The sequence below is a fragment of the Sebaldella sp. S0638 genome (assembly GCF_024158605.1).
Classification (GTDB): Bacteria; Fusobacteriota; Fusobacteriia; order Fusobacteriales; family Leptotrichiaceae; genus Sebaldella.
Genome location: NZ_JAMZGM010000060.1, coordinates 1 through 23,540, shown reverse-complemented (window position 1 = coordinate 23,540; position 23,540 = coordinate 1). Strand labels below are relative to the sequence as shown.

Below are 23,540 nucleotides of genomic sequence, written 5' to 3'. Positions count from 1 at the left end.
ATTTCGGACACCTGCCTTCTCTCAATTAGTTTACACAATCAAGATTTTTGTGTCCACTTTTTCATACTAACACCAGTTATAGGATCTGTATAACCGGTATAGTTTCCTCCGCTTGAATTTAGGAGTTTTCCTGATACTCCGTTCCATCCTGACAATACTTTTCCGCCGGCTGTCGATCTTACTGTTCCATCTTTATCAGTCAAAGTTACTGTCCGACCTGTAGCAGCTATGCTCGCATTTATTGCAACGAATTTCCCGCCTTTTGCTCCTACCTGATTAAACAACGGCGACGTTCTTTCACTATGCACCTGCGTTGTTGCTGCTCCTACAGCTCCTGTCCCGTAGTTTCTTCTTGGCGTATTGTCAAAATTATTATGCAGAGACATGTTTATCCTGTCTACAGTAAGATAGTTTCTGTAATAACTACCTCTTCCCAGCCAGTTTTGCCCTGGTGCACTATATGGCGTCCATTGCGGCGCATATACCGTTGGTGCTTCCGGTACATCAGGATTTGCTCCTTGTATACTCGGCGGTGTTACCGGTGCCACATTAAGACTCGGCGGTGTAAGACTTAGTACAGGAGGCTGTACATCTGTAAATATAGGTGTTTTTACATCATTTACATTTACGTTTACATCTACCGATATAGTCCCTATGTCTATATTTCCCGGCGAATTAAGTGCTACAGACGGTACACTGCTTACAGTTCCCGGCGATGTGACATTTACTGTTATGGGGCTGACATATACAGGTGCAAGTGTTACATTTGGTGCTGACGGCACAAACGGTGCGTTTATAGTCGGCAGTTCCACCTGCGGTGTTAAAGGTATTGTTACTTCCGGCACTTTTACCGTGGGAATTATTGTGAATGTTGCCGTATTATCATAAATTCCTGTGTTCTCTGTCCATGCGTGACCGTTTCCGTCTCCTGTATTTGTTTCTGTTATCCATCCTGTTGTTCCCTGACGTACATTGGAAAGTCCCAGAAAACTTCTCAGAATCGCTCTCTCTACGTCCTGTGAGGTATTTTCCCTGCTTCCGTATTTCCAGTCTTTAGACTGCCCATCCATGTCTTTATAACCAAAAAGTGTTGAAAAAATATAGCTTTCCCATGGAGATTTTATTACCTGATCTCCTTCTTTTTCCAGGCGTTCAAGCTCTAACCTGCTGTATTTCAGTCGTTTTTTATTTTCCTGTCGTAATTTTTGTATCTTTTTTTCAAGATTTTGTGCTGTAACTGTAAAATCAGGATTTTCACTTGCATTAATAAAACTTCCTGTCATCAAAAAAGTCAAAGCCAGACCCTTTGAGAACTTGAAATTCTTATTATGCTTCAAACCTGATTTCAGTTCTTTTTCTACACGTTCTAAAATATTCTTCATTCTATCCCTTCCTTACATTTTTTTACTATTTGTTTTTATATTAATCAAAAACTTAAACGAATGTTCGCTCCATAATATGATTAAAAATTTAAGCGAACAATTTCTCCGCTCTTATGTTTTCTATCAATGTAAAAAAGCAAATACAACCCCTGAATGTTTCCCCATACTATTGTTTCTTATTTTTCAGATTCTACAAATGACCTTCAATCGAGTACTAAACTTCATTTTTGAAAAGATTATAAAATATTTTTGATATTTTTCTTAATTTATGTCTCTTGAAAAGCTAGAAAAGATATAATACTGCTGATTATTATCTTAAAGTTTCATTTTTAAATAACTGCTTTTTTACTCCACAAACATCTCCTTTTGATTCTTTTGAATAGTACTAAATTTTACCATATTTTATACAAAAAAGAAACTCTGCAAATTCAATTATAAAAATTCATTTATATTGATTACAATATAATTGCACTTCAGAATTAATATTAAAAATAAAATAATTTTTTTTAATTTAAAAATATTTGAATATCACAAAAAAATTAATATTATCGCTTTATTTTACAAACATTTAGTTTGATTTTCACAGAATATTTTTTGCTGTTTTTTATATTTGAATTTTCTTCTTTTATATATTTTTTTAATAATTTGTATCTTTATTATTATTTTTTTTGACAGCTGAAAATCAAAATTCTCGGCGGCTATTATAATTACAACATTTTATCTAAAATATTTATCCATAAAAACTAAAACAGCCCCTACCACAAGTAAGAGCTGTTTCTAAAAGTTTCTCTGCAAGTTTATTATATTATTCTTTCTTCGTAACCATCAATATTTCATTAGTACACAAAAATACACTCTGTATTATACACTTTTACCATAACCTTAATTATAAAATTTATCTGTATCTTTCAGTCCCAAAACTGCCAGAATCATAAGACCCTGCCCATAAGGTGTCTGGCAGAATCCGATATTTTTATAATGTTCACCGTCATAACCCATTGCAGTACCTGCAGAAACCTGTTTCAAAGAACCGTCTTCCTCAAGATAGTTCCCCGCTATAAAACGTACTGCCATATATGAATACAGGTAATGGCTTTCATCAAGTATTCCCTGTTCTATTCCCGACAGTATTCCATATGCGAAACCTGCTGTTGCAGAAGTCTCAAAATAAGAACTGCTGTCATTTATAATCGTATGCCACATACCTGATATATCCTGATATTTCACCAAAGCTTCCACCTGTCTTTTATATGATTCCTCCAGTATTCTCCTATCAGTTATGCTCATTTCCTCTACTGTTTTTAATACCTCTGGTATAGCCGCAGTTATCCAGCAGTTCCCTCTTCCCCAGAAAATCCCCCCGAAATGTTTCTCTGTCAGAGACCATCCATGGTACCACAGTCCGCTTTCACAGTCAGAAAGATATTTTATATGTATTATAGTCTGATACACAGCTTCATCCTGCATACTCTGATCATTCAAAACTTTTCCTGCTCTTGCCAGAAACAGTATTGTCATAAACAATGTATCCGCCCACAGCTGGTCATTATTTATAGTGTGCGTAGTCAGATGCTGCATTCCGCCTTCTACTGTTCTCGGCATTTTATTCATAAGCCACTTTGCATTTTCCCTTATCACTTCCAGATAATCGGCATTCTTTTCAGCTTCATATAAATAAGTCAGTGCCAATAACGGCGACATTGTATTTATATTCTTGTCAAAACCTTCCGGAAGCATTTTTTCATACCATTTATTCAAAAATTCCAGACATCTTACATCACCTGTTTTTTCATATAGTTTATATATAGAAAATAAACCTACTCCCTGTTCCCATTCCCATCTGTATACAGGTGTTATCCCCTCTTTTCCTTCCAAAGTTGTGAGTTTTTCATAGAGTTTGTACAAGACCTCTGTTTTATCCATATTTCTGTCCTCCTGTATTGTTTTATATTATGTGAATTACTTACTTATCTGAGCAATGACTTTTTCAAGTTCAGCATACATTTGTTCTCCTGCCTGTTCAGGAGTAAGCTCGTTATAGTCCACTTTTTGTGTATATATCATACCTATTTTTCTGATTCTTTCATCTTCTATAAACGGACTTGATTTCGGCGCTGCAAAAGCCAGAGCTTTTTCCAGTCCTTCCGGTACTATACCCTTCATTAAATCTTCCTTTTGCAATACTTCTATTGCTTTTTTATTAGAAGGTATTCCTCTGCTGAGTCCCAGAATTTTCACTGCTTCAGGATCTGATAACAGAAAATTCAGGAATTTTGCAGCCTCTTTAGGATGCTTTGTATTCTTATTTATCGCAAGAGCCATATTTACTTTCACAAATGCCGATTTATTCGGACCTATTCCTGTTAGCATATCGCCTATTACAAGCTCGTTTCCTTCGCTTAATGTATCCTGATACTTGCTGATTGCCGAATTCCATTCATAAACTCCTCCGACTTTTCCGCTTATCCATAGAGGATTCTGTTCTCCCGGCACATTCCCGGCACCCGCATTATCCTTACTTGATAATACTACACCTTCATCTACGAGTCTTTTGTAGAACTGAATTGCTTCAGTTAATTCTTCTTTTGTAATTCCCATTTTGTTATCACTGTCTATTAATGATTTTCCGAATTTCTGCTCAACATAATATTTCAAAAAGAATAAAACTCCGCTGTCAGTTGTAGAAATATCCAGTGCATATGTAGCCTTGCCGAATTTTTCTTTCAAAATTTTTGTTGAAGAAATTAATTCATCTATTGTTACAGGTGTTTTTAAACCTGCTTTTTCATAAAGTGCTTTATTATAGTAAAATACTCTTCCGTTCATCCCTACTGGAATAGCGGGTACTTTTCCATTTATTGTAGTGTAGCTCAATACATTTTCATCATAATTAGAAAGATCAAATTCATCTTTTAAGTCATTAAAGTTATAAAAACCATCACCGTTTTTTGAAAAAATATAAAGCCAGTTCCAGTCTATCTGCATAATATCCGGTGCAGTATTCCCCGTAACCTGTGTTGATACTTTCTCAAAATGTCCGTCCCATCCTGAATATTCAGCTTTTATTTTAATCCCCGGATTTTTTTCCTCGAATAATTTTATTGCATCAAGTGTTGCCTTATGTCTCGAATCTCCACCCCACCATGAAAATCTCAGCGTGACTTCTTTCTCTCCGCTGCCGGCTCCTGCTGTATCTTTCTTTTCACCGCAGCTGATTATAAGTCCTAACATTAATACCATGAATAAAAATAATTTCTTTTTCATAGACCACTCTCCTAATATTATTTTATAAGTTTAATTTTTAGTTTTGCAGCATTATTATGTTTTGTTTTTAGTTTGTTAGTTTACTAAACTAACATTACTATTATATCGTCATTTTTGATTTTGTCAATATCTGATCTGAAAAAACCTTAATTGATTTTTTCAGCTAATAATGTTATTATGAAATAGATTTGGAGGTACTATGGAGATTGCAGATTCTAAATTTATAAAAAATATAAACCGGGCTGTTATACTTGAAGAAATAATAAAAAACGAACCGGTTTCCAGATCAGATCTGGCTAAAATTACCGGCTTAAATAAAGTTACTGTTTCATCACAAATATCTGATCTTCTTGATGAAAAATTACTTATAGAAAAAAAATCGGAGACTTCCCCGGGGACTTCCGGCGGGAAAAAACCTATTCTGTTATTTCTAAATAAAAAATGTGCATACTCACTGGGACTTGAGCTGAAAAAAGCCTCTGTTTCCTCTGTACTGACTAATATAAACGGTGAAATAATACATAAAGAAACTTTTCCTGTAAAAAAAACTTCCCCTGAATTTATTGCAGATAAAATAGAAGAAATTTTTAATTATTATACTAAAAACATAAAAAATTCAAAATACGGAATTATCGGTCTGGCTGTGGGAATTCACGGGAAAATTGATAAAAATGATATTATTATTGAATGTAATAACTTAAAATGGAAAAATATCAATCTAAAAAAAATGCTCCAGAAAAAGTTTCCTGATCTTAGTATTAATATAAGAAATAATAATTATTTTTCAGTCCTTGCAGAAAAGTCTTTTTATGATATTCCGGATGCTCCGTTTATATACCTGAATATGTCAGCAGGAATCGGCTCGGGAATAGTAATTGATAATAATATCCTCTTGGGGGTAAACGGACTCAGCGGCGAAGCCGGTCATATTTCAATAGAACTAAACGGGCGAAAATGTTACTGCGGCAGAAAGGGCTGCTGGGAAACTTATGCATGTGAAGGTGCATTTTTAAAAGATTTGGGAGAATTGAAAAAAAAGAATATCTCTTATGAAAAATTTTTGAAAATATCTGATAATAAAGAAAAAGATGAAGATATTATATCTCTTCTTTCTGATTACGAAAATTATATTTTCTCAGGACTTCTCAGTATTATAAATATTTTTGACCCAAAGCTGATTTTGATATATAACAGAATTCTTAATGTTTATCCTGCTCTTGTAAAAAATCTGAAAAAGAAAATTTATAAACATAATAAGATTGAGACAGATATTGAACTATCTGAATTAAGAGAAGATTCATGCTGTCTTGGCGCATGTGTTTCAAATATACTTGAGTTTTTAAATATCAATTTTTTAAAACTAAAGAAGTGATATTTCATACTTATATAAATTATGGAGGTTATTGTGATAAAAAAAACATTTATTTTATTTGTATTTCTTAGCTTTTATATGAATATCGGTTTTAGTGCTGATACTCATATTCCTGATCAGTGCTATAATAAAAAGTATTCTTTCAAAGATCCTTTGGTTCAACAGTTTGTTGATGACTATAGAAGTTTAATGATTGCTTACACTAAAGCTATGAATGAAAAAAATCCGGAAAAACTGCAAAATTTGGCTCTTTTTAGTCAGGAATTAGGAGAAAGAGGCCCAATGGTCGCCGAAAGACTTACTGATACTGATGAAGCCCAAAAATTCAATGATGAAATAACAGAAATGGCCATATGTTTTGCTGACTATATAAGTGAGAGTTCTAGGCAATAAAGCTTAGAATACAGGGCAGAGAAGAATTTTTCTGCTTTTTTATTTTTATTGTAATTGATATCTTAAGAATAGGGAAGTGATGTAGAAATGTTTAATTTTTTAAAAAAAGGAAATAAAGATAAATCACAAAGTGGTTTTCAGGAACTTTTTGAAAAATATGCTGCTATCAGTGCTGAAAAACAAGAAAATTTAATTGAATTAATCGGGGATAAAGCATGGAGTGCAGATATGATTGAAGGAACCCTTACATTTGATAAAGAATTGGTTTTCCCTGCTCAGATTTTAGGCTCTGTTTCACATGTAAACAATACATGGTTATGGATATGGGCTAATAAAAATGCTGAATACAGCGAGAAAATAGCAATACTGGCAAATAACTTAAAAGAATACGGGAATCAGTATTCCATATCTGAACTGTCTTCTCCGTCATTCGATATACTTGAAAATGACAGTCATAAACTTGGTACAATCGCTGTTGGACTTTATGATTATAGTTTTTATTACATAGCCGATTATGGAAATGGAGCAGCTATTTTCGCTGTTGATTCTACAGAAATTAATAAAAACATGAGAAATAACCCTGAAAATGTTTTAAAAATATTTCCAAAACTAATATCAATATTTGAAATGAATCATAGAAATGCTTTCAAACATTATCTTCTGGCAAAAGGATTTTCTATTTCTGAAAATAACTGTAATATAAGCGGTGAACATGGTGATTTTTCTCTTAAAGCTGAATTTGATGAGCTGGGAAGATTAACAAAGTTAGGTGCGGATAAGGTGTAATTTTGATGTGATGCAGTATCAACGCTTTATGCTATGTATAAAAACCATAATCAAAATATATTACAAAAGGTTAATTCATTTTATCGTATCATAACTGCCTCAAAAAATCTATATCTACAATACAAAAAAGCAACAGATTTTCACTCTGTCGCTTTTTATATACTAAAAATCTAAATTAATGTAAATTGCAAAACATACCCAGAGATTTCTCACAGTGCGAAATCTATTTCGCACAATTCAGACTTTTTCATATATTCCTCTCATGTAATTTAGACTTTTATTCATCTCTTCCTCTGCAATATTTTCAAGAATTATTTCCACAAAAGGTTTTTTCTTCTTCAATATCCTAAACAGTAATTCGAAATTCAAAATACCTTTTCCCGGAGGAACAATAACTCTTTCACCATTTTCCACTATAAAGTCCTTTACATGTACTGCCGCTATTCTGTCTCCAAGCAAGTCCAGTGATCTTGTTATTATTTCATCCTGATTCATGATTTCGTCTGCTCTTATAAAGCCTATAGGATCATAAAGAACCTGAACATTATTTGACGCCACTTCATCCAAAAGTCTTCTCATACGTTCAGGAGTATGAATAGTAAGAGTTACTGAATTTTCTACCCCTATTATTATACCGAATTTCTCTGCTTCATCTGCAAGTTCCTTTATGGTTCTTTTTACTGTCTGAAAAGCTTTTTCGCTGTGGTTATCTTCATGATATGAAAAATCCCTGTTATATGAACCTGTCTCGCTGCCTACTATTTTAGCACCAAATGCAGAAGCGTATCTTATATATTCTTTGAATTTATCTATACAATGTCTTCTGAATTCCTCGTCCGGATCCACCATGTTAAAGTAACAGCTCAATACTGCCACATGAACATTTTTTTCTGACAGTGCTTTGCGGATATAATTTCCAAATCCCGGGCTCAGATTCCCAAGATCAGAATTAATTGTCTCGAAACTTTTTGGTAAGGCCAGCTGTACATTTTTAAATCCTTTTGATGATACTTTTTCTGCCAGTTCTTCTGCACTGACAGCTGTAAAATCATGTGCTCTAATCCCTAAATTCATTATCCCTCCTGACTATATCAAAACTCTTCTTTGTTAAAATTTATTCGAACTCATCATAACAAGAATTTTCATACATCATATTACCAATTTTTTTATAAATATTTATCTCCAAAATTACTATACTCCGGAATAAGCCGAAAAGCCCCCGTCTATTGGTATTATTACACCGTTAACGAACCCTGAAGCCTTTGGTTCTATAAGCCAAAGTAATGTCCCTACTAATTCCTCAGGCTCTCCGAATCTTCCCATTGGAGTCTGCGATATTATTTTTTCTGCTCTTTCAGAATACGATCCATCTGGATTTTTAAGCAGTGCTTTATTCTGATTAGTCTCAAAAAATCCCGGTGCCATAGCATTTACTCTTATTCCTGATTTTGAAAAGTGTACCGCCAGCCATTGGGTAAAATTCGATATGGCAGCTTTTGCACCTGAATATGCCGGTATTTTTGTAAGCGGTGTAAACGCATTCATAGATGATATATTTATTATACTGCTCTCTTTATTTCCTGTCATATCTTTGGCAAAAACCTGTGTAGTCAGTAATGTTCCTATAAAGTTCAGATCAAATACGAATTTTATTCCCTCGGGATCCAGATCAAAAAAAGTCATTATATCCTCTTTATCCTGATCTCCTTCTTCGAAATATTCCTTGCTTGTATTTCCTTTAGGGTGATTTCCGCCTGCTCCGTTTATAAGGATATCACATTTTCCGAATTTTTCATTTACTATTCTCTTTGCTTCTTTCAGGCTGTTGATGTCCAATACATTAGCTTCTACTCCTAAAGCTGTTCCGCCGTTTTTATTTATCTCCTCTGCGACAGCATCTGCCGCTTCTTTTTTCAAATCCAAAACTGCTACTTTCGCTCCGCATGCAGCAATAGCTTTGGCGAATACTGCACATAGTATTCCTCCTCCGCCTGTAACTACCGCTACCTTATTTTCCAGATTTATTTTAAAAGGAACCTGCATTTTGAACTCCTTTCCAATACTTTTATTTAAGATTTTTTGTTTTAAATATTTCATTGCCGAAGCAGCCGCTCCTGTATAAACAGTTTATTATAAAATCTGTCTGTCAGAAACCGACACTCCGGCAAATCAAATTTAATATACTTCATTAATTTTAGTCTGATTTTATTATAGGATATTAACGTTCTGCCGGTTTATATATCCGGCATTTGATATTTATGACACTAACATCCTTTTTCCAGAGTTTCCCATATTCCCAAGATATACACTGCACCAAGGGCTCTGTCATATAATCCGTAGCCTGGTCTTCCCTTTTCCCCCCAGATCATTCTTCCGTGATCCGGTCTTGCATAGCCGGTAAACCCTACTTCTTTATATGCTTTTAATATCTCTACGAAATCCAGTGAACCATATTTTGACATATGGGCACTTTCCTGAAAACTTCTGTCATCTATTATTTTTATATTTCTTAAATGTGCAAAATGTATCTTCTTCCCGAATCTTCTTATCATTCTCGGCATATCATTATCTCTTGCTACCCCGAGTGAACCTGTACACAGTGTAAGTCCGTTATACTCACTGTCATACAGTTTCAGAAATCTGTCTACATTCTCCTCGTTTGTAATAATTCTTGGAAGCCCGAAGATTGGCCACGGCGGATCATCAGGATGTATTGCCATCTTTACTTTTACTTCCTCTGCTACTGGTATTATCTGCTCAAGAAAATACTTCAGGTTATTCCATAAATCTTCTTCTGATATTTCCTTATATCTATCCAGTATCTCATTCAGTTCCTCTTTTTTATAACTTGCATCCCATCCGGGAAGTGAAAGCTCCCCTTTTCTGGGATCCATCTTTTCTATTTCATCCCTATAGTAAACAAGGGCTGTGGAACCATCAGGAAGTTTATAATCCAGATTTGATCTTGTCCAGTCAAAAACAGGCATAAAATTATAACAGATAACTTCTACTCCTGCTTTGGCAAGATTTCTTATGTTTTCTTTATAATTTTCTATATACTTATCTCTTGAAGGAAGCCCCATTTTGATATCTTCATGCACAGGAACACTTTCTATTACCTTCATTTCCAGATTTTTTGCATTTACCTCTTCTTTTAGTTCCATTATTTTGTCAAGAGGCCATATTTCACCCACGGGAATATCATAAATAGCTGTTACTACTCCTGTCATTCCGGGTATCTGGCTTATATATTCCAAAGAAACAGGGTCAGTTTTCCCATACCACCTAAATGTCATCTTCATATTATTTTTTCCTCCTGTTATTATTTCAATCCGCTTGTCGATACACCTTCCACAAAGTATTTCTGCGCTGAGAAGAATATTACAATAGAAGGTACCAAGGCTATTACAGCCATTGCCATTACTTGATTCCACTGCACCACTGCACTATTATCCATTGACATTTTTAATGCAATAGATACAGGATATTTTTCTACACTTGATATATAGATCAAAGGCCCCATAAAATCATTCATTGACCATATAAACTGAAATAAAGCTACTGAAATCAAAGCTGGTTTCAATATAGGCACTAAAATATATACCAATGTTTGAAAACTGTTACACCCGTCTATTTTCGCAGCTTCTTCCAATTCAAGAGGAAGTCCTCTCAAAAACTGTACCAGCATAAATACAAAGAATGTATCTGTTGCCAGCAAAGAAGGAATTATCAGCGGAAGATATGTATCCAGCCATCCTATCTGTCTGTACATTATATACTGCGGTATATTAAGCACTATAGTCGGCAGCAGTAATGTTCCGATCAGTATTGAAAACAGGAATTTTTTCCCCGGTATCTTGAATCTTGCGAATCCATATGCTGCCAGTGTACATGAAATAAGTGTAAGTATTACTTTAGGTACTACTATGGCAAATGTATTCAGGAAATACTTAGTAAAAGTATACTCTGTTGATGTTTTCCACCCGTTTATATACCCTGTAATATCAAATTTCTTAGGTATAATTCCCACTGATGAAAATATCTCGTTATTTTCCTTAAACGACGCCCCTATAAGCCATAAAAGGGGATATATCATAAGCAGTCCCACTACAATTAGTATTATATACTTAATTGCCGCATCTGCTGTTTTTTTCGTTTTACTTCTGCTTTTTCCTACGCTTTCCATTAATTATTACCTCCATCCTCATAGTATACCCAGTATTTTTGTGATTTAAAGACTATTGCAGTACAAAGCATTATAATTATGAAGAAAAACCATGCCAATGCACTTGCATAACCCATATTAAAGTATCTGAATGAGTTGTCATAAATCAATAGTGAATATAAATATGTCGAGTTTAAAGGTCCTCCCTTTGTTATTATGTAAGGTGCGTTAAATTCCTGGAATGCATTCAGCATCTGCATTATAAAGTTAAAGAATATTACTGGTGTTAACAAAGGAAATGTAATACTGAAAAACATTCTTACCTTTGATGCTCCGTCTATTCTCGCAGCTTCATAGAGAGTATTCGGTATATTTTTCAGTGCTGCAAGGAAAATTACCATTGATGACCCGAATTGCCACACACTTAAAAGTCCTATTGTTAATAATGCATATTTCTGATCTCCCATCCAGCTTGCTGTAGGAAGATGGAGCATTTTCAGCATAATATTTACAAGACCGTTATCTGCAAACAGGAATCTCCATAATACAGATATCGCCACACTTCCTCCTAATATTGACGGAAGATAATATGCTGTTCTGAAAATACCTACCCCTTTTATCTTAAAGTTAAGTATAGTTGCTATAAACAACGCAAAAGCCAGTTTCAACGGTACTGTTATTATTACGTATTTTATAGTATTTAAAAGGGATTTTATAAATAATTCATCCTTAAACATTTCCACGTAATTTTCTATTCCTATAAACTGCGGGCTTGATATTAAATCATATCTAGTAAAGCTCAGAAACAGCGATAAACCGAAAGGAAATACTTTTAACAGTAAAATCCCCAGTATCCACGGTAATATGTATAATAATCCCACATTAATTCTATTTTTCATATCCGCCTCTTTTCCTAATTATCTTGTCATTTGTTCCAATAATTTTACCATTTCTGTGTACATTTGTTCCCCTGCCTGTTCAGGTGTTACTTCATTGTAATCCAGTTTTTGGGTAACTACCAGACCAAGCTGTCTCATTCTCTCATCTTCTATATAAGGACTCTTTTTAGGTCCGGCAAAAGCCAGTGCTTTCTCCAGTCCTTCTGCTACAGGTCCTTTTGTAAGCCCTTCTTTTTCCAATTCAGCATAAGCGCTTTTGTTCAAAGGGATTCCTCTTACAGTTCCCAATACTTTCGCAGCTTCAGGATCAGACAAAAGAAAATTTAAGAATTTTGCTGCTTCTTTAGGATGCTTTGTATTTTTATTTATTGCTAAAGTCATATTTACTTTTAAATATGCTGATTTATGATCTCCTATACCTGTTAAGAAATCTCCTGCTATCATCTCGTCACCTTTTTTAAGCATGTCGCCATATGATCCGATCATAGTATTCCAATTCAGAACTCCGCCTAATTCGCCATTTATCCATAAAGGATTCTGGTCATCAGGATAGTTTCCTGCTCCTGCTCTGTCTTTTGCCGATATTACTGCTCCGCTGTCTGCCAGCATTTTATAAAACTTAAATGCTTCTGTAAGTTCTTCTTTTGTAACGCCTACTTTATTATCAGTATCTATCAGCGTTTTTCCAAACTTTTGTTCCACATAATATTCCACAAAGAACATAGCACCGCTGTCAGAAGTTACTATATCCAGAGATTTTGCATTAGGCCCTATTTTTTGCTTTAATATTTTATCTGATGCAAGCAGTTCATCAAATGTTTTAGGTATCTCTACCCCTGCTCTTTCATACAGAGACTTATTAAAGAAAAAAGCTCTTCCGTTCATTCCTACAGGTATTGCATTAAGTTTTCCGTTTATTGTAGTGTAACTAAGATCTTCCTCAGTGTAATTAGCAAGATTAAATTCATCTTTTAACTGGTTAATATCATAAAAACCATCACCGTTTTTTGAAAAGTTAAACAGCCATATGTAATCAACCTGCATTATATCCGGCGCTGTATTCCCGGTTAACTGTGTTGAGAGCTTCTGAAAATAACCGTCTGTACCTCCGTATTCTGCTTTTATTTTTATTCCCGGATTTTTCTCTTCAAAAAGCTTTATTGCATCAAGAGTGGCTTTATGACGAGAATCACTTCCCCACCATAAGAATCTTAATACTATTTCTTTATCGCCGCCTTTACCTGACGTCTCATTCTTCTCCCCGCAGCTTACTGTTAAAATCAAGATAAGCATTATTAACCAAAATATTTTATTTTTCATATTTTTTCTCCTTATTATATTTTATTTCGTTCTCCAAATAAGCAATAAATCTGTATTTATTCAAATGTATTCTTTACATGCTTTATACGAAAATAATTTTCATAAAGAATATTTATTAATAACCCTACATTGATTCCTTTTTTATATACGTTTATCCCCCCGGCTATCTTGTCATTTGTTTCAACAATTTTTCCAGTTCAGTGTATAATTTCTCTCCGGCCTGTTCTGGTGTCATTTCGTTATAATCCACTTTTTGTGTGATTTCCAGTCCGAGTTTTCTTGTTCTCTCATCTTCTATATACGGACTTGACTTTGGTCCTGCGAAAGCCATTGCCTTTTCCAATCCTTCTGCAAGCGGTCCTTTTGTAAGCCCTTCTTTTTCCAGTTCAGCAAATGCACTTTTATTCAAAGGGATTCCTCTTACAGTTCCCAATATTTTGGCAGCTTCCGGCTCAGACAGCATAAAGTTCAGGAATTTTGCAGCTTCTTCCGGATGTTTAGTATTTTTATTTATTGCAAAAGCCATATTTACTTTTATAAATGTAGACTTGTATTCACCGATTCCTGTTAAAAAATCTCCTGAAACCAATGTGTCACCTTTTTTAAGCATATTTTCGTATTGTCCCACCATTGTATTCCATGTTAGTATTGCTCCTAACTCACCATTCAGCCATAAAGGATTCTGATCATCAGGGAAGTTTCCTGCTCCTGCTCTGTCTTTAGCTGAAACAACCGCTCCGTTGTCAACGAGCATTTTATAAAATTTGAATGCATCTGCAAGTTCTTCTTTTGTAACCCCTATTGTATTTTCCGCTGTTAATATCGGTTTATTGTATTTTTGCTCTACATAATACTCTATAAAGAATAAAGCACCGCTGTCTGTAGAAGTAATATCCAGAGACTTTGCATCTTTTCCTATCTTTTCTTTTATTACTTTGTCTGTTGCCAGTAATTCATCAAATGTCTTAGGTATTTCTACTCCTGCTCTTTCATAAAGTGTCTTATTAAAGAAAAATGCTCTTCCATTCATCCCTGCAGGTATTGCATTAAGTTTTCCGTTTATTGTAGTGTAGCTCAGAGCCTGTTCATCATAATTACCAATGTTAAAATTGTCCTTTAATTTATTTATGTCGTAAAATCCATCTCCGTTTTTTGAAAAGTTATATAACCAGTTGTAGTCTATCTGCATTATATCCGGTGCTGTATTTCCCGTTACCTGAGTAGAGAGTTTCTCAAAATGTCCGTCCCATCCACTGTATTCTGCTTTTATTTTTATTCCGGGATTCTTTTCCTCGTATAATTTAATTACATCTAAAGTAGCTTTATGACGTGCATCTCCACCCCACCATGAAAATCGGAGTGTAATTTCTTTTTCTCCTCCGGCACCTTTTGAAGAATCTTTTTTTTCACCACAACCTACTGTTAAAACCAAAATAACTATCATTAACCAAAATATTTTTTTTCTCATATTTATTTCTCCTTTTATTTTATTTTGACTTTCCAAAAAACGTTAATTACTGATGATTTTTACTCGTAGTCTTTTTCTACTTTATATTTTGACGTTCTCACTCTTTCATTTAACTTTTCTAAAAATAAATCCTCGTCTATCGGGAAATCCACCCAGTTATCAGTGAATGTAGACAGATATATTGCATTTGATATCATTAGTTCGTTTATTGCATCTGTCCCCGGTGCCAGAAGAGGTGTTCCGTTCATTATTGTATCTATCCAGTCTTTTATTACAAGCACATGCTGTGATTCATCCGATGTTTCTACAGGAACTTCACATTTCCAGTATTCCGGCATTATAAAGTTTCCTCTCTTGTCAAAACCCTGTACTTTCAGATTTTTATTATATTCTACTTCTGACTCGCGCAGTCTGTAGAATTCTATCTGACCATTTTCTATTATTACTTTTCCTTTATCACCTGTTATTTCAAGTCTGTTAGTCCCCGGTACTTCTGATACTGATGAAATAAACACGCCTGTAGCTCCGTTTTCATATTCAAAGTAAGCTGTTACTTCATCTTCTACCTCAATATTTCTATTTTTCCCGAAATATGCGAATCCTCTTACTCTTTTCGGCATCCCGAATATCCACTGAAACAAATCAAGCTGGTGCGGGCATTGATTTATCAATACTCCTCCGCCTTCTCCGCCCCATGTTGCTCTCCATGTTCCTGAATTATAATAAGCCTGTGTTCTGTACCAGTCTGTAATAATCCAGTTTATTCTTTTCAAAATCCCCAGTTCCCCGCTGGAAACCAGATCTTTTACTTTTTGATAAAGCGGGTTTGTTCTCTGATTAAACACCACTCCAAAAATTTTGTCACTCTTTGCAGCTTTTTCATAAAGTCTTCTTACAGCTTTAGTATAAACTCCTATGGGCTTTTCTACCAAAACATGATATCCGTTATCCAGTGCTTTTTCAGCAAGAACCGGATGTGCATAATGCGGAGTAGCTACTAATACTGCATCAAACTCATGACTTCCGAAGAAATCTTCCTCTTTTGTATAATATTTTAATTTATTTCCATACAGACTTTCTGCTTTTTTTATTTTCTCAGGATCTATATCAAAAACTGCAGTAAGCTGAACATTTGAAAACACACCGCTTTCAAAATTTCTAACATGCATTGATCCTATGTTTCCATAGCCAATGACACCTATCTTTACCAAGTTTTTTCCTCCTTATTATAGATTTTTTCTATTACTTTCAAAGCTTTTATTCCCTCTTTTATGTCTATGTAATTTTTTGTTTTTCCCAAAACAGATTCATAAAAGCCTTTTATTAGTGTTTCATGGGAATTTCCGTAACATTTTTTATTGAATTCATTTTTTGTAAAATTTTCTTCTGCCAGAAGTACTTCCTCATCATCGGAAAATAATCTCAGTTTATTGTTTTTTATATTTAATATTCCTCTTTCACAGTGAACTTCCAGTTCCACGCTTGAGTCATAAGAGTAATTATTAGTGGCATAAAATATTCCTTTAGCACCGTTTTCAAATATTATAAATGCTTCCACAGTATCTTCCACTTCTATTTCATTTGTAAGCCGGTTTTTATGCACACTTCCTTTTACGATTTTCACATTCCCACCAAACCAAAGCATAAGATCCAAAGTATGAATAGCCTGATTTATCAGGACTCCGCCGCCTTCTTTATCTATAGTTCCCTTCCAGTCACTGCCAAGATAATATTCCGGTTCCCTGCACCATGCAAGAATTCCTTTTACACCGAGTATTTTTCCGTATTTCTCTTCATTCAGAAGTTTCTTTAAGTATGCAGATGTTTTATTTAATCTGTTCTGATAGACTATAGCTGTGCATACATCGTTCTTTTCCGATTCTTCCACTAAAGTCTCAGCTTCTTTTATGCTTAGTGTAAGAGGCTTTTCTATAAGCAGGTTTTTCCTGTGCCTTATGAAGTCCAGTGCTATTTCATAATGATTATAATGCGGTGTGGTTATATGAACCACATCTATGTCCTCTCTATTCAGTATCTCCTTATAGTTCTGTATTACAGGCACACTATATTCACTGGACAGCTCCTCTGTCTTTTCAGGATCATTCTCTACTATACACACCATTTCTCCTAATCCACTGTCTTTTATTGCTTCAATATGGACTTTGCTTATAGACCCTCCTCCTACTATGGCCACTCTTAGCTTTTGCATACCAGCTCCTTTGAAAACATTATTTTATCTTAACTGCTTTTTCCTGTGCAATAAGACATAATTCCGCTGCCTTAAATGCATGTTCCTGTGTCATTGAGTTTTCTGTCCTGTTTATACAGTCCAGAATAAATTCTCCAAAGAACGGGAATCCTACTTCACCAGTTACTGAATAATGTTTTTCTCCTTCTTTATTTACCAGATATACATTATCACCTTTATTTTCCCTAGCTATGTCTATATATTTTCTGATTTCTATATATCCTTCTGTTCCAAGAATCATTGTTCTTCCGTCTCCCCATGTTCCTAATCCGTCAGGTGTAAACCAATCCACCCTGAAGTAATTTGTTGTCCCGTTATCTCCGAGAAGATTTGCATGCCCGAAATCCTCGAGTCCCGGTGTATCCGGATTTCCATAATTGGCAACTTCACTGGAAATCACTGTTGCGTCTTTAGCTCCTGAATAATATAAATATTGCTCTATCTGATGGCTTCCTATATCACATAATATCCCGCCATACTTATCTTTCTGAAAAAACCATTCCGGTCTGTCTTTTTTGCTTAATCTGTGAGGCCCCAGACCTATTACCTGGAGGACTTTCCCAATCGCACCCTGATTTATCAGGTCTCCCGCAAAAACTGCCCCTTCCACATGCAGTCTTTCACTATAATACACATAATACTTTAATCCTGTTTCAGCTACCTTCTTCTTAGCTGCTTCCAGCTGTTCCAAAGTCGTAAATGGTGACTTATCTGTAAAATAATCTTTTCCGTGATCCAGTGCTCTCAAACCCAGTGCACATCTTTCTGACGGTACCGCCGCTCCTGCTATTAATTTTACTTCAGAATCATTGAATATCTCTTCTTCTGAAGCAGCAGCTTTTACATTCGGATATACTTTCAGAAAATTTTCCACTTTTGCGGGATCAGGATCATACACATATTTTAAAGTTGCCCCGGCTTCGGTTAATCCGTTACAGATACCGTAAATATGCCCGTGATCCAGTGCTATTGCTGCAAAAACAAATTCCCCCTCTTTACATACCGGCTTCGGTTTCCCCTTTGGTGCGTAATTCATTCCGTCTGTTTTTTGCATAATTCCTCCTTATTTTTTGAATAACTTATTAAATGGCTCCTTCAGTATCAAGGTCAAATAAATGACATTTTTCCATATCAAGTTTAAATATTCCGCTGTCTTTCAATTTCAGGCTTTCTTCCTGATTCAACGTCAGCCTTGCTGTTATCTGATTTCCCCCGCAGTCAAAATACACTATCTCTTCATTTCCCATCTGCTCTTTTACCAGTATATTTCCGTTTAGTGCATTGCTGTCACCTTCTTTTCCAAGTGAGATATGCTCCGGTCTTATCCCGAATGTCACTTCTTTTCCTGCATGAACTTTTACTTTTTCTGTCATACTTTCAGGAAATTCCAGACATACTCCTTTCATCTTTATTACCATTTTTCCTTCTTTTTCTTCTATTATCCCGTTCAAAAAGTTCATTGTAGGCGACCCTATGAATCCTGCCACGAACTTATTCGCAGGATGGTTATAAAGATTCAGCGGTGTATCTACCTGCATTATCTTACCTTCCCTCAGCACACATATTCTGTCTCCCATTGTCATTGCTTCCACCTGATCATGGGTTACATAAATCATTGTAGAACCTAATTCCTTATGCAGCTGGCTTATTCTTACCCTCATGGATACTCTCAGCTTTGCATCAAGGTTACTTAAAGGCTCGTCAAAAAGGAATACTTCAGGCTCTCTTACTATTGCTCTTCCCAGTGCCACCCTTTGTCTCTGACCTCCTGACATATCTTTAGGCTTTCTGTCAAGAAGATCTGTGATCTCAAGTTTTTCTGCCGCATCTCTCACTCTTTTGTCTATCTCGGTCTTTGGAGTTTTCTTTAATTTCAGTCCAAAAGCCATATTTTCATAAACGCTCATATGCGGATAAAGTGCATAGTTTTGGAAAACCATTGCTATTCCTCTGTCTTTTGGTGCAACGTCATTTACCAGTTTATCACCAATATATATTTCCCCTCCGGTAATTTCCTCAAGGCCAGCTACCATTCTAAGTGTAGTTGATTTAGCGCATCCTGAAGGACCTACGAAAACCATAAACTCCCCGTCTTTAATCTCCAGATTAATTCCGTGTACTGCCTTGAAACCATTGGGATATTGTTTCTCCACTCCTTTTAGTGTTACCTTTGCCATAACCTAACCTCCATAAAATTAATTGTATAATTTTATGTTATATACTAATATATAACATATTTTTTCTAAAAGTCAATACTGCCTGATATATTGAAAAAAAATTTCATTGTTTTCATAAACCGATTTTTTTTATTTATACTTATGATTCGACCAAATACTATTTTTATTGATAAATTGTAAATTAATTTTTCTTTTTGTTGTTTTTTTTGTAAAAATATGTATATAATTTAAGAAGTAAAATGAGTATTATTTTTATGTTATATACTAATATATAAGTTTAATTCTTAAAAATTACAAGGAGGGCCAATGTCATTAAATATAAATAATCTAAATAAAAATATTGGTGAAAATAACAGTCAGTATGCCTATAGAGTCCTAAAAGACAATATTATGAACCTTACCTTATCTCCAGGACAAGTTATAAATGAAAATGAATTAATTGATGTCTTAAAAATCAGCCGTACTCCTATAAGAGAAGCTGTCTTTAAGCTAAAAGACGAAGCTCTCATAGATGTATACCCCCAAAAAGCCTCTTTTATATCATTAATTGATCTAAACAGAGTAGAGGAAGCTTTCTTTTTAAGAAAAATAGTTGAAACTGAAGTATTAAAGCTTTGCTGTGAATCCTGCGAAACCGAATATCTGAAAAAACTTGAAAAAAATATCTACCTTCAGGAAATTGTCGTTAATATAGAGGAAGACAAAAGTGCTTTTTTTTCACTTGATAATGAATTCCATACTATAATTTATGATTCTGTGAATAAATCCAGAGTCTGGACTACTATTAAGACTTTTAGCACTCATTATGACAGACTGAGATATCTGGATATCATTGAAAAAATAAACCTGATAAATCTTTTGAACCAACATAAGGAGATAGTAAAAATCATTAAAGAGAAAGATTCTTCCAAAGTGGAATCTATCCTGCTCAGTCATTTGACTAATTTTAGAGGTGAACTTCCGTCTTTTATGGAAAAATACGGTAATTTTTTCAGAAAATAATTATTATTTAGATAAAAAGGGGAGGTTTTACCTTCCTTTTTATCTTAAAAATATTCGGTGTATTGTTCTTTAATAGTTTTGATATGTGTTTTTCCCCTTTCAAGATGCCGTATTACTATTTCTGTCAATCCCTCCTTTTCATGATTTTTTATTTTATTAAATATTTCTTTATGCTCATTATATACAAGATTCCATATTTCTTCTGAATCCAGTGTTAATCCCAATATTCTCACCCTGTTCAGCTGACCGCTTATATTTTGTATACTATCCCAGATTCTCATTTTATTTGTTCCCTCATAAATTATTCTGTGAAAATCATTGTCATACTGAAAAAGTTTTTCATAATTTTTTTGTTTCAGGCATAATTCCTGTGAATGCAGATTTTCTTCCAATAAAAACAAATATGATTCAGAAAAATTTTCTGTTGCCAGTTTTGTAATCTCCACTTCCAGAATCTCCCTCATATATCTCGATTCTTCCACAGACTGCTCATTTATCTTGGAAATATATGTACCTTTCTGAGGGATTATTTCCACTAATTCTTCCTGATGGAGATGAATCAAAGCCTCTCTCACGGGTGTTCTGCTCACTTCCAGTTTATCCGCCAGCTCCTGCTCCGAAACCTGTGCTCCCGGCTTTAAACGTGCACTTATAATACTTTCTTTTAAAATATTATAAACATAATTTTTTATTGTTTCATTTGTGGTTTTAGTCTTCTTCCCTAACATTTTTCCCTCACTTATCGTGTACTTTATTTAGTCAGCATAATTTAATAAATAAAATTATGAAACTATCTTTTTATATCCATACCTTCTTTTAAATATTTTTCCACTTCATTATGAGTAAATGTTCCTGCATCCCCTCTTATTGTATGCTTTAATATAGAGCATGCAAGTGCGAATTCTATTATCTGTTCAGGATCTTCAAAATGATTCACTGCATAAATCAAACCTGCGGCAAAGCTGTCTCCTCCGCCGACTCTGTCCAGAATATCAAATTCTTCCCAGCATGTTTCTATTGTTTTACCATTCATATATAAGAATCCTTTTAGGGCATTTCTGTTTGAAGATATACTTTTTCTAGCTGTTCTGGCTATTATTTTCATGCCGAAAGTTTTTTCCATCTCACGAAAAACTGTATCCATATCTTCAAAAGACGGATTATTTCTTGAAAGTCCTGTTTTTATATCTGCCCCGTCTTTTCCCAAAAGATTCAAAGGCTCTATTCCTATACACATATCCGCAAGCCCTGCTAATTCTGACAATACATCTCTTGCTCTCTGAAAATCCCACAGCTTTTCTCTGTAATTAAGATCCAGACTTATTTTCAATCCGGATTTTTTAGCAGCTTTCATGGCATTTTTAGTGAGCTCCAGAGCATTTTCCGATACTGCCGGCGTTATGCCGCTTATATGAAACCATGTGTAACCCTTAAAAATTTCTTCAAAATCAAAAATTTCCGGTTCTGATTTTGCTATAGCAGAGTCTTTTCTATCGTATATCACCGTGGAATTTCTCTGTGAAAACCCTGTTTCTACAAAGTAAAGACCCAGTCTTCCCTCTGTTTTTACTATATGTTCTGTTTCCACATTATTACACTTTAAGTATCTTATTACTGAGTTTCCTAAATCATTATCAGGAAGAACAGATATGAAAGCTGACTTCTCCACTCCGAGATTTGCCAATGTAACAGAAACATTAGCCTCTGCCCCTCCGAAGTTTATATCAAATCTTTTTGAATGAAGAATTTTTTCATAATCTATTGTTGATAATCTTCCCATTATTTCTCCTAAAGAAATAAATTTCAATTTTATCTCCCCTCTCTTGCTTCCTTTACTCTGTCCACAAAAGCCTTTGCATTTTCTACTATAGCTGCTGTTCCTTTTTCTTTATACCCTTTAGTCAGATCCGAACCAATTCCCACTGCTACAGCTCCCTTATTTATCCAGTCCTTTACATTATCAAGGCTGACTCCGCCTGTAGGCATTATGCTGACCTGCGGAAGCGGACCTTTTACTGCTTTTATAAAGTCTGCACCAAATGCACTTCCCGGAAACAGCTTAATTATATCCACTCCTGCTTCCATAGCTTTTATCATCTCTGTTATTGTAAGGCATCCGGCCATATAAGGTATACAATATCTGTTACACAGTTTTGCCGTGTTTTCGTCAAACCCGGGACTTACTATATATGTGGCCCCTGATAAAATGGCATTTCTGGCAGTCTCGCTGTCCAGAACAGTTCCTGCACCAATTTCCAGTTTATCACCAAATTCGGCTTTCAGGGTTTCTATTACTTTACTGGTTCCAGGAACTGTATAAGTTACTTCTATAGATCTGATTCCGCCTTCGATACAGGCCTTTGATACTTTTACTGCTTCTTCTTCGTTCTCAGCCCTTATTACTGCTACTACGCCGGAATCCAGTATGTTTTTTATTGTTTCATACTTTTTCATAATTTCCTCCTTACATATTTTATACTAATATACTACCATACTAATTCGAAAATGCAATAGTCATCAAAAAAATTTTTTTTGAATTTATATATAAAACTTCACTTTACTCCTTATATTAAGGCTATCCTACAATATTAACCAAATAAATAAAAATAATAATTTTTTCTATTTTGCAGAAATTTTACTAAAATGTTTCTTTTTTTTGCACAAGCTTTATTTCAGATTATAAAATTATTTTTTTAGATATATACAAGTCAAAATAAATAACATATATCCTTTCTCTTTATTTTAGGTCTGATAATATCTTCATCGAGATAAGAAAACATTGAAACTCCAATTAGAATTTGATATAATTTCTATATATTAAGATTAATTGGAATGGCGTTAAAAGTTTAGACAGTTTTTTAGTTTCTGTTTTAAAAAGTATATGGAAGTAAATACCTGATGTTGAATGTATTTTAATTGTTAAACCAGTTAACATGATCACTTTCTTATTTATCTGATGTGTTAGAAACATAGATTTATAAGTTTTATTTGGGAGTGTGCAAGAAAGTCTGTAAATTAAATCTGATATAATAAAAGATTTGTTTTTCATATATTGATTTATCTA

21 protein-coding genes are annotated in these 23,540 nt (G+C 34.4%); 4 read left to right on the top strand and 17 right to left on the bottom strand.

The genetic code is table 11. The features are described 5' to 3' along the window. Nucleotides 1–38: 38 nt before the first annotated feature. The 3 genes from NK213_RS14645 to NK213_RS14635 all read right to left on the bottom strand — a co-directional run bounded on the left by NK213_RS14645 (nt 39) and on the right by NK213_RS14635 (nt 4,646). Complete coding sequence (locus NK213_RS14645) at nt 39–1,382, bottom strand: autotransporter-associated N-terminal domain-containing protein (protein ID WP_253350384.1); 1,344 nt, start codon at nt 1,380–1,382, stop codon at nt 39–41. 882 nt (nt 1,383–2,264) lie between these two features. After that, nucleotides 2,265–3,305, bottom strand: coding sequence for a glycoside hydrolase family 105 protein (locus NK213_RS14640; protein WP_253350383.1), 1,041 nt, complete (start codon nt 3,303–3,305; stop codon nt 2,265–2,267). 36 nt (nt 3,306–3,341) lie between these two features. Further along, nucleotides 3,342–4,646, bottom strand: coding sequence for an ABC transporter substrate-binding protein (locus NK213_RS14635; RefSeq protein ID WP_253350382.1), 1,305 nt, complete (start codon nt 4,644–4,646; stop codon nt 3,342–3,344). A 199-nt stretch (nt 4,647–4,845) separates the two neighbouring features. On the opposite strand from NK213_RS14635, the gene NK213_RS14630 reads away from it, so the two are divergent. The 3 genes from NK213_RS14630 (at nt 4,846) to NK213_RS14620 (ending at nt 7,197) form a co-directional block, all read left to right on the top strand. Further along, nucleotides 4,846–6,018: an ROK family transcriptional regulator gene (locus tag NK213_RS14630; protein ID WP_253350381.1), complete on the top strand. Its 1,173-nt coding sequence runs from the start codon at nt 4,846–4,848 to the stop codon at nt 6,016–6,018. A 33-nt stretch (nt 6,019–6,051) separates the two neighbouring features. Continuing rightward, nucleotides 6,052–6,411: a hypothetical protein gene (locus tag NK213_RS14625; RefSeq protein WP_253350380.1), complete on the top strand. Its 360-nt coding sequence runs from the start codon at nt 6,052–6,054 to the stop codon at nt 6,409–6,411. An 87-nt stretch (nt 6,412–6,498) separates the two neighbouring features. Then, complete coding sequence (locus tag NK213_RS14620) at nt 6,499–7,197, top strand: DUF6882 domain-containing protein (protein WP_253350379.1); 699 nt, start codon at nt 6,499–6,501, stop codon at nt 7,195–7,197. 237 nt (nt 7,198–7,434) lie between these two features. On the opposite strand, the gene NK213_RS14615 is transcribed toward NK213_RS14620, so the two are convergent. From NK213_RS14615 to NK213_RS14565, 11 genes are all read right to left on the bottom strand, one after another. Continuing rightward, complete coding sequence (locus NK213_RS14615) at nt 7,435–8,271, bottom strand: sugar phosphate isomerase/epimerase (RefSeq protein WP_253350378.1); 837 nt, start codon at nt 8,269–8,271, stop codon at nt 7,435–7,437. Between the two features lie 117 nt (nt 8,272–8,388). Beyond that, a complete protein-coding gene (locus NK213_RS14610) occupies nt 8,389–9,240 on the bottom strand; it encodes an SDR family oxidoreductase (protein WP_253350377.1) in 852 nt (283 codons plus the stop codon). Nucleotides 9,241–9,461: 221 nt separating this feature from the next. After that, on the bottom strand, nt 9,462–10,499 hold the full coding sequence (gene uxuA, locus NK213_RS14605; protein ID WP_253350376.1) for a mannonate dehydratase: 1,038 nt from the start codon (nt 10,497–10,499) through the stop codon (nt 9,462–9,464). A gap of 20 nt (nt 10,500–10,519) precedes the next feature. Next, complete coding sequence (locus NK213_RS14600) at nt 10,520–11,383, bottom strand: carbohydrate ABC transporter permease (protein WP_253350375.1); 864 nt, start codon at nt 11,381–11,383, stop codon at nt 10,520–10,522. After that, nucleotides 11,383–12,261 carry a carbohydrate ABC transporter permease gene (locus NK213_RS14595; RefSeq protein ID WP_253350374.1) on the bottom strand — a complete coding sequence of 293 codons (879 nt, stop codon included), beginning with the start codon at nt 12,259–12,261 and terminating at the stop codon, nt 11,383–11,385. The genes NK213_RS14600 and NK213_RS14595 overlap by 1 nt, the downstream gene beginning before the upstream one ends. Nucleotides 12,262–12,279: 18 nt before the next feature. Next, nucleotides 12,280–13,581, bottom strand: a complete 1,302-nt coding sequence (locus NK213_RS14590) for an ABC transporter substrate-binding protein (RefSeq protein WP_253350373.1) — start codon at nt 13,579–13,581, stop codon at nt 12,280–12,282. Between the two features lie 163 nt (nt 13,582–13,744). Further along, nucleotides 13,745–15,049 (bottom strand): ABC transporter substrate-binding protein, encoded by a 1,305-nt coding sequence (locus NK213_RS14585; protein ID WP_253350372.1) that lies wholly within the window; start codon nt 15,047–15,049, stop codon nt 13,745–13,747. A 59-nt stretch (nt 15,050–15,108) separates the two neighbouring features. Beyond that, nucleotides 15,109–16,260, bottom strand: a complete 1,152-nt coding sequence (locus tag NK213_RS14580) for a Gfo/Idh/MocA family protein (protein ID WP_253350371.1) — start codon at nt 16,258–16,260, stop codon at nt 15,109–15,111. Continuing rightward, a complete protein-coding gene (locus NK213_RS14575; RefSeq protein WP_253350370.1) occupies nt 16,254–17,258 on the bottom strand; it encodes a Gfo/Idh/MocA family protein in 1,005 nt (334 codons plus the stop codon). The genes NK213_RS14580 and NK213_RS14575 overlap by 7 nt, the downstream gene beginning before the upstream one ends. Before the next feature lie 19 nt (nt 17,259–17,277). Then, entirely contained in the window at nt 17,278–18,351 is a 1,074-nt protein-coding gene (locus tag NK213_RS14570; RefSeq protein WP_253350369.1) for a Gfo/Idh/MocA family protein, read from the bottom strand. A 28-nt stretch (nt 18,352–18,379) separates the two neighbouring features. Further along, nucleotides 18,380–19,474 (bottom strand): ABC transporter ATP-binding protein, encoded by a 1,095-nt coding sequence (locus NK213_RS14565; protein WP_253350368.1) that lies wholly within the window; start codon nt 19,472–19,474, stop codon nt 18,380–18,382. Between the two features lie 306 nt (nt 19,475–19,780). On the opposite strand from NK213_RS14565, the gene NK213_RS14560 reads away from it, so the two are divergent. Next, on the top strand, nt 19,781–20,476 hold the full coding sequence (locus tag NK213_RS14560; RefSeq protein ID WP_253350367.1) for a GntR family transcriptional regulator: 696 nt from the start codon (nt 19,781–19,783) through the stop codon (nt 20,474–20,476). Between the two features lie 44 nt (nt 20,477–20,520). Here NK213_RS14560 and NK213_RS14555 read toward each other — a convergent pair whose 3' ends face one another. From NK213_RS14555 to NK213_RS14545, 3 genes are all read right to left on the bottom strand, one after another. Then, nucleotides 20,521–21,204: a GntR family transcriptional regulator gene (locus NK213_RS14555; RefSeq protein ID WP_253350366.1), complete on the bottom strand. Its 684-nt coding sequence runs from the start codon at nt 21,202–21,204 to the stop codon at nt 20,521–20,523. A gap of 62 nt (nt 21,205–21,266) precedes the next feature. Further along, nucleotides 21,267–22,283 (bottom strand): sugar kinase, encoded by a 1,017-nt coding sequence (locus NK213_RS14550; RefSeq protein ID WP_256478760.1) that lies wholly within the window; start codon nt 22,281–22,283, stop codon nt 21,267–21,269. A gap of 2 nt (nt 22,284–22,285) precedes the next feature. Next, a complete protein-coding gene (locus NK213_RS14545; protein ID WP_253350364.1) occupies nt 22,286–22,930 on the bottom strand; it encodes a bifunctional 2-keto-4-hydroxyglutarate aldolase/2-keto-3-deoxy-6-phosphogluconate aldolase in 645 nt (214 codons plus the stop codon). Nucleotides 22,931–23,540: the final 610 nt, after the last annotated feature.

Excerpts from the sequence above, each read along its gene's own strand:
- NK213_RS14555 (WP_253350366.1), bottom strand. The coding sequence starts at position 21,204 with ATGTTAGGGAAGAAGACTAAAACCACAAATGAAACAATAAAAAATTAT.
- uxuA (WP_253350376.1), bottom strand. The coding sequence starts at position 10,499 with ATGAAGATGACATTTAGGTGGTATGGGAAAACTGACCCTGTTTCTTTG.
- NK213_RS14600 (WP_253350375.1), bottom strand. The coding sequence starts at position 11,383 with ATGGAAAGCGTAGGAAAAAGCAGAAGTAAAACGAAAAAAACAGCAGAT.
- NK213_RS14575 (WP_253350370.1), bottom strand. The coding sequence starts at position 17,258 with ATGCAAAAGCTAAGAGTGGCCATAGTAGGAGGAGGGTCTATAAGCAAA.
- NK213_RS14640 (WP_253350383.1), bottom strand. The coding sequence starts at position 3,305 with ATGGATAAAACAGAGGTCTTGTACAAACTCTATGAAAAACTCACAACT.
- NK213_RS14610 (WP_253350377.1), bottom strand. The coding sequence starts at position 9,240 with ATGCAGGTTCCTTTTAAAATAAATCTGGAAAATAAGGTAGCGGTAGTT.
- NK213_RS14560 (WP_253350367.1), top strand. The coding sequence starts at position 19,781 with ATGTCATTAAATATAAATAATCTAAATAAAAATATTGGTGAAAATAAC.
- NK213_RS14635 (WP_253350382.1), bottom strand. The coding sequence starts at position 4,646 with ATGAAAAAGAAATTATTTTTATTCATGGTATTAATGTTAGGACTTATA.
- NK213_RS14595 (WP_253350374.1), bottom strand. The coding sequence starts at position 12,261 with ATGAAAAATAGAATTAATGTGGGATTATTATACATATTACCGTGGATA.
- NK213_RS14585 (WP_253350372.1), bottom strand. The coding sequence starts at position 15,049 with ATGAGAAAAAAAATATTTTGGTTAATGATAGTTATTTTGGTTTTAACA.
- NK213_RS14615 (WP_253350378.1), bottom strand. The coding sequence starts at position 8,271 with ATGAATTTAGGGATTAGAGCACATGATTTTACAGCTGTCAGTGCAGAA.
- NK213_RS14620 (WP_253350379.1), top strand. The coding sequence starts at position 6,499 with ATGTTTAATTTTTTAAAAAAAGGAAATAAAGATAAATCACAAAGTGGT.
- NK213_RS14630 (WP_253350381.1), top strand. The coding sequence starts at position 4,846 with ATGGAGATTGCAGATTCTAAATTTATAAAAAATATAAACCGGGCTGTT.
- NK213_RS14590 (WP_253350373.1), bottom strand. The coding sequence starts at position 13,581 with ATGAAAAATAAAATATTTTGGTTAATAATGCTTATCTTGATTTTAACA.
- NK213_RS14570 (WP_253350369.1), bottom strand. The coding sequence starts at position 18,351 with ATGCAAAAAACAGACGGAATGAATTACGCACCAAAGGGGAAACCGAAG.
- NK213_RS14645 (WP_253350384.1), bottom strand. The coding sequence starts at position 1,382 with ATGAAGAATATTTTAGAACGTGTAGAAAAAGAACTGAAATCAGGTTTG.
- NK213_RS14545 (WP_253350364.1), bottom strand. The coding sequence starts at position 22,930 with ATGAAAAAGTATGAAACAATAAAAAACATACTGGATTCCGGCGTAGTA.
- NK213_RS14565 (WP_253350368.1), bottom strand. The coding sequence starts at position 19,474 with ATGGCAAAGGTAACACTAAAAGGAGTGGAGAAACAATATCCCAATGGT.